This is a genomic window from Hydrogenophaga taeniospiralis CCUG 15921, from assembly GCF_001592305.1.
Taxonomy (GTDB): domain Bacteria; phylum Pseudomonadota; class Gammaproteobacteria; order Burkholderiales; family Burkholderiaceae_C; genus Hydrogenophaga; species Hydrogenophaga taeniospiralis.
The window spans coordinates 349,205-362,031 of the sequence record NZ_BCWR01000005.1 but is presented as its reverse complement, the minus strand read 5'-3'; the positions used below and the strand labels follow the sequence as shown (position 1 = coordinate 362,031).

Below are 12,827 nucleotides of genomic sequence, written 5' to 3'. Positions count from 1 at the left end.
TTTGATCAAATGATAGGGTTGCGTCAATGTTCCACGCCACGCGCATGGGCAAAAAAAAGCGCGACCGGAGTCGCGCTTTTTGCAGGGAGGGAAGGGGCGCCGGAGCGCCGCATCGCTTCTTTCTTATTTGACGGTGGCCTTCTCACGCAGGCTTTGCTGGTACGCCATCAGCTTCTGCTGCTGCATCTGCTGGGCGATCTGCGGCTTGATCTCTTCGAGCTTGGGCAACTGGGCCTGGCGCACGTCGTCCACACGGATGATGTGCCAGCCGAACTGGCTCTTCACCGGTTCCTGCGTCATCTGGCCCTTGTCCAGCTTCACCATGGCCTCGGAGAACTCAGCCACGTAGCTGCCGGCCGCGGCCCAGTCCAGATCGCCACCGTTGGCGCCGGATCCCGGGTCCTTGGACTGCTTCTTGGCGAGATCTTCAAACTTGGCACCGCCCTTGAGCGAGGCGATGATGGCCTTGGCTTCGTCTTCCTTTTCCACCAGGATGTGGCGGGCGCGGTATTCCTTGCCACCATTGGCCGCGGCGAACTTGTCGTACTCGGCCTGCACCTCGGCGTCGCTCACCGGGTTCTTCTTCTGGTAGTCGGCGAACAGCGCACGGATCAGGATGGTCTGGCGGGCCAGTTCCATCTGGGTCTTGTATTCGGGGGTGGCGGCGATGCCGCGCTTCTGCGCTTCCTGCACGAAGATCTCGCGCAGCACCACTTCTTCTTTCAGCTGCGCACGCACGGTGTCATCCACCGGGCGGCCGGACGCCGCCACCTGCTGTGCCAGCGCCTCCACGCGCGCGGTGGGCACGGCTTTGCCGTTCACGACGGCCACGTTCTGCGCGGCAGCCCAGGGCGCAGCGACGATCAGGGCGGCCGCGGTCAGGGCCGACAGGGAAAATTTCATGGTGTTCCTCGGGTTGAAAAAAGGGGTTGGAGCGGCCGCGTGCGGTGAAGTTGCATGGCGCGGCGGCCGGGGAAAGGGTGTCAGGGTCGGTCGGGGCCAACGGGCAGGGCGGTTGGCGGTGCGTGCATCAACGGGTGGGTTCAGGGCCTGATTTCAATCGCCAGCGCGTGCAGGCCCGCACTGGTGAATTTTTGCAGCGCATCATACACAAGCCGGTGCTGGGCCACCCGGCTCTTGCCGGCAAACGCCGGCCCGCCGATGCGCACCCGGAAATGGGTGCCGTACCCCAGCGCGTTCGCGCCCGCGTGGCCAGCGTGCGCGGCGCTCTCGTCGATCACCTCCAGCGAGGTGGGTGCGAGCGCAGCGCGCAGGACCGCGTCCAGCGCCTCGGCGGTGGGCAGGGTCGTCTCTGTCATGGTTTCGGCTCCCCGTCCGCGGCGGAACCGTCGTCTTTCAGATAGCGCGCGATGTACAGCCCCTGGCCCACGATGAAGATCACCGGGAACACATAGCCCCAGAGCTTGAAGTTCACCCAGTCTTCGGTGGAATAGTACGCGGCCACGTAGGCGTTGATGCCCGCCATGAACAGGAAGTAGCCGATCCAGATCACCGTGAGCCGCGCCCACACCGGTGTGGGCAGCGTCAACTGGCTGCCCAGCAGCAACTGCAGGAAATTCTTCTTCCAGCCCCAGAGCGCGGCGCCCAGCACGACGGCCATGCTCGCGTACAACACGGTCGGCTTCCACTTGATGAAGCGTTCGTCCTGCAGGACCAGGGTGAGCGTGCCAAACACCAGCACCAGCACCAGCGTCACCTTGTGCAAGGTCTGCAACCGCCGGTCAATGGCATAGATGATGCCGGTCTGCACCACGGTGGCCACCATGAGCACGGCGGTGGCGGTGTAGATGTCGTGCAGTTTGTAGGCCGCAACGAAAAGGCCGATGGGGAAAAAGTCGATCAGAAAGCGCATGTGGGGATTATCGGGGTTGCGGCTCGGGGAACCGCTCTGGCGCTCCGGGTATCCCGTTGAACCCGCAAAGGTCTTGATACCAGAAGCATGAGCCCCGAAATGTTCGCGGCCCATACTCGGCGCCATTCCATCCAACCCAGGAGATTCCAGCCCATGTCCCCTCAAGAACAACAGTCCATTCTGAGCATCGCCTTGCTGGCCGCTTTCTCTGACGGTCACAAGGCCGATGCCGAGCGCGAGGCCATCCGCCACCTGGCCGACACCCTGGGCCAGGAGCCCGGCGGCGCCGGGCTTGCCAAGTTGTATCAGGACGTGCTGCTCCAGCGCGTTTCACTGGGCGACGCTGTGGCCGGTCTGGCGGACCCAGGCCAGCGCCAGCTCGCCTACGAAATGGCCGTGTGTGTCTGCGATGCAGACGGGCGCCAGAGCCCGGCCGAGACCGCCTTCCTGGCCGACCTGAAAACCCGTCTGAAGCTGGACGTAGCACAGACCCTGGCGTTCGAGCGCGAAGAAGCGGCCATCCTCGATGCGGCCGACAAAGCCACTCCGGTGGCTGCCACAGCCATGACCGCTCCGCCGGTGCCACAGGCTGCACCACGCGATGCCGCCCTCGACGCCCAGTTGGACAAGACCATCCTGAACGCGGCGCTGCTCAACGGTGCGTTGGAGCTGTTGCCGCAGTCCTGGGCCTCGATGGCCATCATTCCGCTGCAGGTTCGGCTGGTCTACAACATCGGCCAGGTCCACGGCGTGGAACTGGACCAAGGCCACATCCGCGAGTTCATCGCCGCCGCAGGAGTGGGCGCCACGTCGCAGTACCTCGAACAATTCGGTCGCAAGCTGCTCGGGGGCCTGCTCGGCAAGATGGCAGGGCGCGCCGTGGGCGGGCTGGGCCGTGCCGCGACGGGTGTGGCGTTTTCCTTTGCTACCACTTACGCGCTGGGTCAGGTGGCCAAGCGTTACTACGCGGGCGGCCGGGTGATGAGCACCGCACTGCTGCAGGAAACCTTCCAGAGCCTGCTGGCGCCGGCCAAGCAGATGCAGACGCAATACCTGCCGCAGATCCAGGCCACGGCGCAAACACTGGACGCGGGCAAGGTGCTGGCGATGGTGCGGGGCGGCTGAAGGACCCGGCCTCCTGCAGCCGGCTGTCGACCGTTCACGGATGCAAGCAGGTGTAAAACCGGGACTCCCGGACGGGCTCTGTGTCCGATCGCACCGAGCATGTGTTTTCCGTACTGCACAATCCGCGCTACTTTGACCCGTGAAGCGGTGGCCCACGGCCCGACCCAGGGCCCGGCGCCACCGTTTCACCCAACCTGGGAAATTCCATGATGACGAAGACTACAAACACCCGCCTCAGTTTCAAACTGCTTGGTCTGGGTCTGGCCATTGCCGCCTTGACCGCCTGCGGTGGTGGCAACGATGATCCTTTGCCCGGTGATGCGTCGGCTGACGTGGTGGCCAAATACATCGGATCGTGGGAAAGCGAGTGCTACACCGACGACGGCGCCTCCGCCCACCTGCGGGCCGACTTCACCAAGACCAGCGCCACCAGTTTTTCGGGCGACGTGATCGCCTACGCATATATCGGGCGCTCGTGCTCCGGCCCGAGCGTGAAGACCGAAAAGGTGTTGACGAATCTGCAGATGACCCACGTGGGCACCAAGCCGGCCGCGGGTGTGACCGCCGACAAGTTCACCGGTACCTCCGACCAGGGTTCGAGCAAGGTGCTGCTGCACAGCGATGGCACCCTGCTGCAGATCGGTGACCCGGACTCCGGCAAGGACGCCGAAGGCTACCCCAGCGAGTTCATCGAGTACAAGCTCTCGCGCATCTGATCGGGGGTTCTGGCGACCTCCCAGACCTTGAAGGCTTGACTTCAAGGTCTTGTTGAAGAAACGGTTGTAGTCGCCTGATTTCTTTGAAAAATCAGGCGCGCATATACCCTATCTAAGGCCGCCGATTGGCTTGCCTGACACGGCATCAGGGCCTTGTGCGATGCACGTTGCCGCGCCGTAGCGCGTTGTTGAGAATCCGGGCGGCCCTGCATCTTGCGGGGCCAGTGCTTTGTAGCGCTTCCTCACCCGTCTTCAACAACACCATGAATTACCAGACACTGATTCGGCACACTGCGGTGGCCGCTCTCGCACTGTGCGCCACCACCTGGGCCGGCGCCGAAGGGGCTCGCCCGCATTGGGCATACAAGGGCGAACACGGCGCCGCCCACTGGGGCGCGCTGGAGCCAGGCTTCGAGGCCTGCGCACGCGGCATGGCGCAAAGCCCCATCGACATTCAAAACACTGTGAAAGAAGCACTGCCCGCGCTGGACTTCCAGTACGCGGCTGGCGCCCCCACGCTGGTCAACAACGGGCACACCGTGCAGGTGAACATGCCCGCTGGCAGCAAGCTGGTGGTGGATGGCAAGGCGATGGAGCTGCTGCAGTTCCACTTCCACACCCCCAGCGAAGAAGCCATTGGCGGCAAGCGCGCGGCCATGGTGGCGCATTTCGTGCACAAGGGCGAGGACGGCAAGCTGGGTGTGGTGGCCGTGCTGATCCAGCCGGGCAAGACCAACGCGGCCTGGGCGCCCATCTTCGAGCACCTGCCGCGCGTGGGTGAACATGTGACGGTGGACGGTCTCACCCTGGATGCCAGCACCTTGTTACCCGCCCAGAAGGGCTACTACAGCTTTGCCGGTTCCTTGACCACGCCACCGTGCTCCGAGGGCGTGCAGTGGATGGTGCTCAAGGAACCCGTGAAGCTGGGCGCCCAGCAGATCAAGGCGTTCCGCCAGCTGTACAACGCCAACGCGCGGCCACTGCAGCCGCTCAATGGGCGCGTCGTCAAGGAAAGCACCTGAAGTAGCCCGCCACCCATGGAAATCATGGGGTGGGATGTGCCCTCGGGGCACATCCCTTTCGCAGGTCTCAGATGCTCAGGGACCTCAGGCCGGCAGGAAGCCTTCGACCGACAGGTAGCGTTCGCCGGTGTCGTAGTTGAAGCCCAGCACCACGGCGTTGGCCGGCAGGTCGGGCAGCTTCTGCGCAATCGCCGCCAGCGTGGCGCCCGAAGAAATCCCCACCAGCATGCCTTCTTCGCGCGCGCAACGGCGCGCCATCTCGCGGGCGGGTTCGGCGTCCACCTGGATCACGCCGTCGAGCAGCGTGGTGTCGAGGTTGTTGGGAATGAAGCCCGCGCCAATGCCCTGGATCGGGTGGGGCGCCGGGCTGCCGCCCGAGATCACGGGCGAGGCCACCGGCTCCACCGCGTACACCTTGAGCTGGGGCCATTTGGCCTTCAGCACCTGCGCACAGCCGGTGATGTGACCCCCGGTGCCCACGCCGGTGATCAGCACGTCCACCCCCTCTGGGAAATCGGCAGCGATTTCGGCGGCGGTGGTCTTGGCGTGGATCGCGACGTTGGCCGGGTTGTTGAACTGCTGTGGCATCCAGGCGCCGGGCGTGCTGGCCACGATCTCTTCGGCCCGGGCAATGGAGCCTTTCATGCCCTTTTCGCGCGGCGTGAGATCGAACGAGGCGCCGTAGGCCAGCATCAGTCGACGCCGCTCGATGGACATGCTGTCGGGCATGACCAGCACCAGCTTGTAACCCTTGACGGCGGCCACCATGGCCAGGCCGATGCCGGTGTTGCCCGAGGTGGGCTCGACGATGGTGCCGCCGGGCTGCAGGGCGCCGGACTGTTCGGCGTCTTCCACCATGGACAGCGCGATGCGGTCCTTGATGGAGCCGCCCGGGTTGCTGCGCTCGGACTTGATCCACACCTGCTGCGAGGCCCCGGCAAACAAACGGTTGATGCGGACGTGTGGCGTGTTGCCAATGGTCTTGAGGATGTTCAAGGCTTTCATGCGGTCTCCGGTTGATTGAAGCAGGGCGCCAAGTATCCCCCGATCGGGGGCGCCGTGCGGGCCGTTCACATGGCCGCTTCGAGCATGGCGCGGTAATCCTGCGCACTAGCGATGCGCGGGTTGGTTTTGTGGCAGTGGTCGGCCAGCGCGCCGGCGATCACCTGGTCGAACAGGTCGGGCGTGACGCCCATGGCGGCCAGGCCGCTGGGCAGACCCAGGCGGGTGTTCATGGCCTGGATGGCCTCGGGCACGTCGCTGCCGCTCGCCAGGCCCATGGCATGGGCCATGCGGTCCAGGCGCCGGTCCTTTTTCATCGAATCGGCCTCGGCGTTGAAGCGGATCACGGCGGGCAGAAACATCGCGTTGAGCGTGCCGTGGTGCAGGCGCGGGTTCACGCCGCCCAGGCTGTGGCTGAGCGAGTGCACGCAGCCCAGGCCTTTCTGAAACGCCATCGCGCCCTGCATGGAGGCGCTCATCATGTTCAGCCGCGCCTCGCGGTCCTGGCCGTCACGGGTGGCGCGCTCGATGTGGGCCCAGCCGCGCTCCAGGCCGTCCAGGCCGATGCCGTCGGCCGGCGGGTTGAAGGCCGGCGCCATGAAGGTTTCCATGCAGTGGGCGATGGCGTCCATGCCGGTGGCGGCGGTCAGCAGGGGCGGCATACCGAGCGTGAGCTCGGGGTCGAGCAGGGCGGTCTTGGGCACCAGGTGCCAGCTGTGGAAACCGAGCTTGCGGCCGTCGTCCACGATCACGATCGCACCGCGCGCGACTTCGCTGCCGGTGCCGGCCGTGGTGGGCACTGCGATCAGCGGCGGCACGCGGTCGGTGATCTTCGGCGAGCCGCCTTCGATGGTGGCGTAGGTCTTGAGCGGGCCTTCGTGCACCGCGGCGATGGCCACGCCCTTGGCGCAGTCGATGGCGCTGCCACCGCCCAGCGCAACGAGTCCATCGCAGCCTTGCGCCCGGTACACCGCCACGGCCGCGCGCACGGCGGCTTCGGTGGGGTTCGACGGGGTCTGGTCGAACACCGCAGGCTTCAGGCCGGGCAGGGCGGCCAGGGCCTTGTCCAGCAGGCCTGCGGCCTTCACGCCCGCGTCGGTCACGATCAGCGGACGCGTGATGCCCACCCGCTCACATTCGGCCCGCAGCTGCGCCAGCGCGCCGAAGTCGATCAGGATGTTGGTCACATAGAGTATCTGGGCCATGTTTGTCTCGCGGTGTGTTGGTCTGAATGGGGATTCAAAACTATACGGCCGCACCGCTCCCGGGCCAATGCCATGCCCACTGTGGCGGTCCCGCACAGGACATGGGCCACTTCGGCCGCCAGGCCATGCGTGAAAATCCCTCACCCATGTCGCACCACGCCAACCCCCGAACCCTGCTCACACCCGCCATGCGCGGATTGCTCGACCGCATCGCCCGCGCCGGGCATCCGCCCATGCACGCACTGTCACCCGCTCAGGCCCGGCAGAGCTACGAAGCGAGCGCGGGCGTGCTCGACGTTCCCTCGCACAAGCTCGCGCGCGTGGAGGACCTGCGCATCCCCGCACGCGACGGCCACGCCCTGCCGGCACGTCTGTTTGCGCCCGTGGCCGGGCAGGCGCTGCCGGTGCTGCTGTTCTTTCACGGCGGCGGCTTCACCATCGGCAGCGTGGCCACGCACGAACCGCTGTGCCGGCACCTGGCGCACCTGGCCCACTGCGCGGTGATCTCGGTGGACTACCGGCTCGCGCCCGATTGGCCCTTTCCTACGGCGGTGCATGACGCCTGGGACAGCCTGGCCTGGCTGCGCGAGCACGCAGCAGCGCTGGGCTTGGACGGCGCCCGGATCGCCGTGGGCGGTGACAGCGCGGGCGGCACGCTGTCGGCCGTGACGGCCATCACCGCACGCGACGCCGGCTGGCCGCTGGCGCTGCAACTGCTGTTCTATCCCGGCACCGCCGGCCACCAGAACACGCCGTCGCACCACACCTTCGCCAAAGGCTTCCTGCTCGAAGAGGCCCACATCGGTTTTTTCTTTGGCCACTACCTGCGCAGCGCGGCCGAGCGCGACGATTGGCGTTTTGCCCCGCTCGACGGCGTGGACGACAGCGGCCAGCCGCGCGACCTGGAGGGCATGGCGCCGGTCTGGATGGGGCTGGCCGAATGCGACCCGCTGGTGGACGAAGGCGTGTTGTACGCCGACCGGCTGCGCATGGCCGGCGTGGCGGTGGATCTGGAAATCTACGCCGGCATGGTGCACGGCTTCATCCAGTTCGGCCGCGCCATTCCGCAGGCGCTCCAGGCCCACAACGACGCGGCGCGCGCGCTGCGCCACGCCTGGGAACCGGGCGCGACCTGACCCCACAGACAGCAACCCACAGCCACCGACCCGGAGACCCCGACATGAACCTCAAACGATCCGACTTCCGCTTTGTCCACCGCCTGCGTGTGCGTTGGGCCGAGGTGGACATGCAGAAGATTGTCTTCAACGCGCACTATCTGATGTACTTCGACACCGCCATCTCCGACTACTGGCGGGCGCTGGCGCTGCCCTACGAGGCGGCCATGCAACAGCTCGAAGGCGATCTGTACGTGGTCAAGGCCACGCTGGAGTTTCACGCCTCGGCGCGGGTGGACGACCAAATCGAGGTGGCCATGAAATGCAGCCGCGTCGGTACCTCGTCGATCCAGTTCACCGGCGCCATCTTCCGGGGCGACGAGCACCTGATCTCGGGCGACATCGTCTACGTGTTCGCCGACCCGGCCAGCCAGCGCTCGCGCCCGGTGCCGCAGGCGCTGCGCGACATTCTCATGGGCTACGAGGCCGGTGAGGCCATGAGCACGGTGAAGCTGGGCGCCTGGAGCGAGCTCGGCGCCGACGCGCAGCACATCCGCACCGAGGTGTTCGTGCAGGAGCAGCGCATTCCCAAAGACCTGGAGCATGACGCGGCGGACCTGACGGCGCTGCACGGGGTGGCCTACAACCGGCTGGGCCAGCCGGTGGCCACCGGGCGGCTGATCCCCACCGGCGCAACGGGCGTGTCGCAGGTGGGCCGGCTGGCGGTGCACCGGGTACTGCGCGGCGGCCATCTGGGCCAGCAGGTACTGCAGGCGTTGACGGATGCGGCCCGCGCGCGCGGCGAGCGCGAGGTGATGTTGCACGCGCAGAGCAGCGCCATCGGCTTCTACGAGCGGCTGGGCTGGCAGCGGCGGGGCGAGCCGTTCGAAGAAGCGGGCATCGCCCACCAGGAGATGTTCGTTCCACTGAACTAGGACGCCCCCGCAGCGCTTCGCGCTACCCCCAGGGGCGACACCAGCCGTCCGGAGAAGCCGGCCCGGCGGTGTCCCCGGCTGGACCGCTTCATGCATAGCGGGTCGCGTGAAGCGACGGATGCGATCTGCCTGTGCTTACCAGACCAGGGTTTCGCTACGCCGGGCCTGCTCGGCCCAGGCGCGCGGGCCGTCCATCGCTGGGCCCGGGGCGTGTGTCCATTCGCTGATCTGGACCTGCCAGCGAGGGGCATGCGCCACGGTCTGAGGGGGCCTCGTCGCGGGCCGCACGCGCAGCACCATGCTGCTGCGTGTGCCGTAGCCGCGTTCGGGCATGTGCACAAAGGAACTGGACAGTACCGATTCCACCTCGGGCGACACACCGGTCAACGGGAGTTCGTGCGCGGCCGACACCTGCCGATCGGCGAGCGCTTCGGTCAATGGCGGCAACCAGCCGCAGGTTTCGTCGGTCGCCGCCATCCGCCGCAACGATGCGCCCAGCGCGTCCTTCAAACGCTCGGTCTTGGGCCAGGGCGTGTCCAGCGCGGCGTTGGACAGACCGTACACACCGCCCGGCAAGCGCCGGTGGTGCAGGGCCGCGGCGCCGTCGTCGTGGGGGCGCTCGGGGTGGCGGTTGCTGAACCAGGCCCAGACACCACGGCGGAAGTCGCCCACCACCAGATTGAACCCGCCGTAGGCGGCTGGGTCGATGTGCGCCAGCAGGGCCGCTTCGTCCCCGTCACCGCGCAACCAGCGGGTGGCCAGCTCGCCCCGGCTGCGCTGGCCGGGGCCGGGTTGGGCACTGCGCACATTGGTGAGCATGGCCACACGGCCGGCGTCGCTCACGCCCAGCCAGGTGCCGCCATCGCGCAGGTCGCGTCCGGCCACCACGGTGGGGCCGTCGGGCAGCGTCCAGCGGTGCAGCGGTGCGGTGGGGCGATCGAAAAACTCGTCGCGATTCGCCGCGATCAGCAGCGGGCAGGCCGGATCGGCGTCGATGGCGAAAGCGATCAGGCACATGGCGGTGTCCGTGCCGTGGCGGGCTCAGGCGCTCAGATGTCGTCCAGCAGCGGGTAGGGCAGGGGCAACAGGGTCAGCGCCACGCCGTCGGCAGCACCCGCGTGCAGGTGGCCCCCGGCCGCGGCACTGGTCTGCATGGAGACGATGGCGTCCCAACCGGCTTCGGGGTGGGGCGCCACCGCGGCCACGGTGCCGCAGGGCTGGCTGCCATCGCTGTCGTGGAACACTTCCTGCCCCACCTGCAGCGGCCCGTCGCCATGGACCAGATAGGCCCGGCGCTTGAGCGTGCCGCGAAACTGGCTGCGGGCCACGACCTCCTGGCCGGGGTAACACCCCTTCTTGAAGTTCACGCCGCCGACCGACTCGTAGTTGAGCATCTGCGGCACGAAGGCCTCGACGATGGGCTGGGTGAGGGTGGCCACACCGCTGTGCACCTCCAGCCAGGCCCAAAGCGTTTCGGGCAGGCGCTCGCCGGCCGGGGCCGGTTGCTCGGCGGGCGCCACCCACAGGGCGCGCGCCACGCCCGCAGCCGGGTACAGCTGCACCGTCTGGCCGCCATCGGGCCCATTGCTCAGGCTCCAGGGTTTTGGCGCGCCACCGGGCAGCGCGGCGCCACCCGCCAGGCCCCAGATCTGGAACGCATCGCTGGCGTCGACCAGTTTGACCTTGGCGCGCAACACAAACATCGACAGCCGTTTCAGCGTGGCCGCCAGCACGTCGCGGCTGCAGACCAGCAGGATGTCGTCGTGCGCCCGCTTGAAGCCGACAAAACTGGCCAGCATGCGCCCCTTGGCCGAGCAGAACCCGGCCAGCCGCGCCTCGGACAGGCCGAGCAGCGAAAAGTCCTGCGTCAACTGACCGTGCAGGAACTTGGCCGCGTCCTCGCCCTGGGCGCGGATGACGCCCAGATGGGGCAGGGGCGTGGCGCCCTGGAGCCGGGCCGGATCGGGTGTGGGGGCAGGAGTGGAAGGGGTGACGAGGGTCATGGTGGGCCGGGAGGTCAAAGGGCGGGAAAGCTGCGGTCGATTATGATCTTTGGCCCGATCCGCCGCCGGGCTGACCCTGGTTTATCCCCTTTCCTGTCCCTGTTCAAACCAAGCCCCCGATGCGTGCTTTCAAACTGCTGGTCGTCGCTGTCATCGTCGCTACGTTGCTGCCCGCGCTGGGCGCCTGGTGGCTGCAGAATCCCCTGGACATGCCGCCTTCAGTGAGCGTGGAAACCCCGCTGGAAGTGAACGTGCCCCCCGGGGCATCGGCCCGAGCAGTCGCTCAGGCGGTGAGCCAAGCCGGGGTACGCACTTCCTCCGTGCTGCTGTACGCCTGGTTCCGTTTGTCCGGCCAGTCGCGTGCGATCAAGGCCGGCACCTACGAATTCACGCCAGACACCACGCCGCGCAGCCTGCTGGACAAGCTGGTGCGTGGCGAGCAGGCGCTGCGCAGTCTGACCCTGGTGGAGGGCTGGAACATCCGCGAGCTGTTGCAGGCGGTGCGCAGCTCGCCCGACCTGACGCAGGACCTGGACGGTCTGAGCCCCGAAGAGGTGATGGTGCGCATCGGTTACCCGGAGCGCCACCCCGAAGGGCGGTTTTTCCCCGACACCTACCGCATGGTCAAGCACACCCCCGCGTCGACCGTGTTGCGCCAGGCCGCGCAGGCCATGGACGAGCGGCTGGCCCAGGCCTGGGCCGAGCGCACGCCCGACACGCCGCTGCAGTCGGCCGACGAAGCTCTGATCCTGGCCAGCATCATCGAAAAAGAAACCGGTATCGAGCGCGACCGCCCGATGGTGGGCGCCGTGTTCAACAACCGACTGCGCATCGGCATGCGCCTGCAGACCGACCCGGGCGTGATCTACGGTCTGGGCGAGCGCTTTGACGGCAACCTGCGCCGCGCGGACCTGCTGGCCGACACGCCCTACAACAGCTACACGCGCGCCGGCCTGCCGCCCACTCCGATCGCCATGCCGGGCTGGAACTCGTTGCGCGCCGCCGTGCAGCCGGCCGCCTCGCGCGCGCTGTATTTCGTGGCGCGTGGCGACGGCACCAGCCAGTTCAGCGCCACACTCGATGAGCACAATGCGGCGGTGCGCCGCTTCCAGCTGAAGCGCTGAACACCACCATGGCCGAAACCAGCACGCTCCCACCCGCCGGACTCTTCATCACCTTTGAGGGCATCGACGGTGCGGGCAAGTCCACGCACATCGCCGGGCTGGCCGAGGCGTTTCGTGAGCAGGGGCGCCGTGTCACGCTGACGCGCGAACCCGGTGGCACACCGCTGGCCGAGAAGCTGCGCGCCCTGGTGCTGGGCGATGCCATGGACCCGCTGACCGAATCGTTGCTGGTGTTCGCCGCACGACGCGACCACCTGCTGAGCGTGATCGAGCCGGCGCTGGCGCGCGGCGATGTGGTGTTGTGCGACCGCTTCACCGATGCCACCTTCGCCTACCAGGGCGGTGGGCGGGGTTTCGACCTGGCCACCCTCTCGGTGCTGGAGCGCTGGGTCCAGGCCACGCCCGCCATGCAGGCACCCGCCATTCGCCAGCCCGACCTGACGTTGTGGTTCGACCTGCCCGCCGAAACCGCGGCGGCACGCCTGGCCGATGCCCGCGCGCCCGATCGTTTCGAGGCCCAGCCTGTCGAGTTCTTCCGGCGCGTGTCGGCCGGTTATGCGGCGCGCGCCGCCGCCGAACCGCAGCGCTTCGCCCGCATCAACGCCGACCAGCCGCGCGAGCGGGTCTGGCAAGACATCACCCACACCTTTGTGCAACGCGGCTGGTGGCTTGGCGCGCCGCTGGCCCCGGGTGGTTCGCATTGAGCG

The 12,827-nt window shown here is 67.5% G+C and carries 14 protein-coding genes; 7 read left to right on the top strand and 7 right to left on the bottom strand.

Features of this window, described 5'->3' with window-relative positions:
- Positions 1-123: 123 nt before the first annotated feature.
- From HTA01S_RS08245 to HTA01S_RS08235, 3 genes are all read right to left on the bottom strand, one after another.
- Entirely contained in the window at positions 124-903 is a 780-nt protein-coding gene (locus HTA01S_RS08245; protein WP_068169123.1) for a foldase protein PrsA, read from the bottom strand.
- 140 nt (positions 904-1,043) lie between these two features.
- Positions 1,044-1,319: a BolA family protein gene (locus HTA01S_RS08240; protein WP_068169119.1), complete on the bottom strand. Its 276-nt coding sequence runs from the start codon at positions 1,317-1,319 to the stop codon at positions 1,044-1,046.
- Positions 1,316-1,873 carry a septation protein A gene (locus HTA01S_RS08235; RefSeq protein ID WP_068169115.1) on the bottom strand — a complete coding sequence of 186 codons (558 nt, stop codon included), beginning with the start codon at positions 1,871-1,873 and terminating at the stop codon, positions 1,316-1,318. Before HTA01S_RS08235 ends, HTA01S_RS08240 begins: the two co-directional genes overlap by 4 nt.
- Before the next feature lie 153 nt (positions 1,874-2,026).
- On the opposite strand from HTA01S_RS08235, the gene HTA01S_RS08230 reads away from it, so the two are divergent.
- From HTA01S_RS08230 to HTA01S_RS08220, 3 genes are all read left to right on the top strand, one after another.
- Positions 2,027-2,998, top strand: coding sequence for a YcjF family protein (locus HTA01S_RS08230; protein ID WP_068169113.1), 972 nt, complete (start codon positions 2,027-2,029; stop codon positions 2,996-2,998).
- A 209-nt stretch (positions 2,999-3,207) separates the two neighbouring features.
- Complete coding sequence (locus HTA01S_RS08225; RefSeq protein ID WP_157572018.1) at positions 3,208-3,714, top strand: hypothetical protein; 507 nt, start codon at positions 3,208-3,210, stop codon at positions 3,712-3,714.
- Between the two features lie 263 nt (positions 3,715-3,977).
- A complete protein-coding gene (locus HTA01S_RS08220) occupies positions 3,978-4,736 on the top strand; it encodes a carbonic anhydrase (protein ID WP_068169106.1) in 759 nt (252 codons plus the stop codon).
- Positions 4,737-4,820: 84 nt separating this feature from the next.
- Here HTA01S_RS08220 and cysK read toward each other — a convergent pair whose 3' ends face one another.
- Together cysK and HTA01S_RS08210 are read right to left on the bottom strand one after the other, a co-directional pair.
- Positions 4,821-5,741, bottom strand: a complete 921-nt coding sequence (gene cysK / locus HTA01S_RS08215) for a cysteine synthase A (protein WP_068169102.1) — start codon at positions 5,739-5,741, stop codon at positions 4,821-4,823.
- 65 nt (positions 5,742-5,806) lie between these two features.
- Entirely contained in the window at positions 5,807-6,943 is a 1,137-nt protein-coding gene (locus tag HTA01S_RS08210) for an iron-containing alcohol dehydrogenase (protein ID WP_068169099.1), read from the bottom strand.
- 146 nt (positions 6,944-7,089) lie between these two features.
- On the opposite strand from HTA01S_RS08210, the gene HTA01S_RS08205 reads away from it, so the two are divergent.
- Both HTA01S_RS08205 and HTA01S_RS08200 read left to right on the top strand, forming a co-directional pair.
- Positions 7,090-8,079, top strand: a complete 990-nt coding sequence (locus HTA01S_RS08205; protein ID WP_084235974.1) for an alpha/beta hydrolase — start codon at positions 7,090-7,092, stop codon at positions 8,077-8,079.
- Between the two features lie 44 nt (positions 8,080-8,123).
- Positions 8,124-8,993, top strand: a complete 870-nt coding sequence (locus tag HTA01S_RS08200) for a YbgC/FadM family acyl-CoA thioesterase (protein ID WP_068169096.1) — start codon at positions 8,124-8,126, stop codon at positions 8,991-8,993.
- Positions 8,994-9,128: 135 nt separating this feature from the next.
- On the opposite strand, the gene HTA01S_RS08195 is transcribed toward HTA01S_RS08200, so the two are convergent.
- Both HTA01S_RS08195 and ygfZ read right to left on the bottom strand, forming a co-directional pair.
- Positions 9,129-10,010 carry an NRDE family protein gene (locus HTA01S_RS08195; RefSeq protein WP_068169094.1) on the bottom strand — a complete coding sequence of 294 codons (882 nt, stop codon included), beginning with the start codon at positions 10,008-10,010 and terminating at the stop codon, positions 9,129-9,131.
- Positions 10,011-10,042: 32 nt separating this feature from the next.
- Entirely contained in the window at positions 10,043-10,996 is a 954-nt protein-coding gene (ygfZ, locus tag HTA01S_RS08190) for a CAF17-like 4Fe-4S cluster assembly/insertion protein YgfZ (protein ID WP_068169091.1), read from the bottom strand.
- 119 nt (positions 10,997-11,115) lie between these two features.
- On the opposite strand from ygfZ, the gene mltG reads away from it, so the two are divergent.
- Both mltG and tmk read left to right on the top strand, forming a co-directional pair.
- On the top strand, positions 11,116-12,120 hold the full coding sequence (mltG, locus tag HTA01S_RS08185; RefSeq protein ID WP_068169087.1) for an endolytic transglycosylase MltG: 1,005 nt from the start codon (positions 11,116-11,118) through the stop codon (positions 12,118-12,120).
- 8 nt (positions 12,121-12,128) lie between these two features.
- A complete protein-coding gene (gene tmk, locus HTA01S_RS08180) occupies positions 12,129-12,824 on the top strand; it encodes a dTMP kinase (RefSeq protein WP_068169084.1) in 696 nt (231 codons plus the stop codon).
- Positions 12,825-12,827 lie beyond the last annotated feature (3 nt).

Excerpts from the sequence above, each read along its gene's own strand:
- mltG (WP_068169087.1), top strand. The coding sequence starts at position 11,116 with ATGCGTGCTTTCAAACTGCTGGTCGTCGCTGTCATCGTCGCTACGTTG.
- HTA01S_RS08230 (WP_068169113.1), top strand. The coding sequence starts at position 2,027 with ATGTCCCCTCAAGAACAACAGTCCATTCTGAGCATCGCCTTGCTGGCC.
- HTA01S_RS08245 (WP_068169123.1), bottom strand. The coding sequence starts at position 903 with ATGAAATTTTCCCTGTCGGCCCTGACCGCGGCCGCCCTGATCGTCGCT.
- HTA01S_RS08240 (WP_068169119.1), bottom strand. The coding sequence starts at position 1,319 with ATGACAGAGACGACCCTGCCCACCGCCGAGGCGCTGGACGCGGTCCTG.
- HTA01S_RS08205 (WP_084235974.1), top strand. The coding sequence starts at position 7,090 with ATGTCGCACCACGCCAACCCCCGAACCCTGCTCACACCCGCCATGCGC.
- HTA01S_RS08195 (WP_068169094.1), bottom strand. The coding sequence starts at position 10,010 with ATGTGCCTGATCGCTTTCGCCATCGACGCCGATCCGGCCTGCCCGCTG.
- HTA01S_RS08235 (WP_068169115.1), bottom strand. The coding sequence starts at position 1,873 with ATGCGCTTTCTGATCGACTTTTTCCCCATCGGCCTTTTCGTTGCGGCC.
- ygfZ (WP_068169091.1), bottom strand. The coding sequence starts at position 10,996 with ATGACCCTCGTCACCCCTTCCACTCCTGCCCCCACACCCGATCCGGCC.
- HTA01S_RS08200 (WP_068169096.1), top strand. The coding sequence starts at position 8,124 with ATGAACCTCAAACGATCCGACTTCCGCTTTGTCCACCGCCTGCGTGTG.
- tmk (WP_068169084.1), top strand. The coding sequence starts at position 12,129 with ATGGCCGAAACCAGCACGCTCCCACCCGCCGGACTCTTCATCACCTTT.
- HTA01S_RS08220 (WP_068169106.1), top strand. The coding sequence starts at position 3,978 with ATGAATTACCAGACACTGATTCGGCACACTGCGGTGGCCGCTCTCGCA.
- HTA01S_RS08210 (WP_068169099.1), bottom strand. The coding sequence starts at position 6,943 with ATGGCCCAGATACTCTATGTGACCAACATCCTGATCGACTTCGGCGCG.
- HTA01S_RS08225 (WP_157572018.1), top strand. The coding sequence starts at position 3,208 with ATGACGAAGACTACAAACACCCGCCTCAGTTTCAAACTGCTTGGTCTG.
- cysK (WP_068169102.1), bottom strand. The coding sequence starts at position 5,741 with ATGAAAGCCTTGAACATCCTCAAGACCATTGGCAACACGCCACACGTC.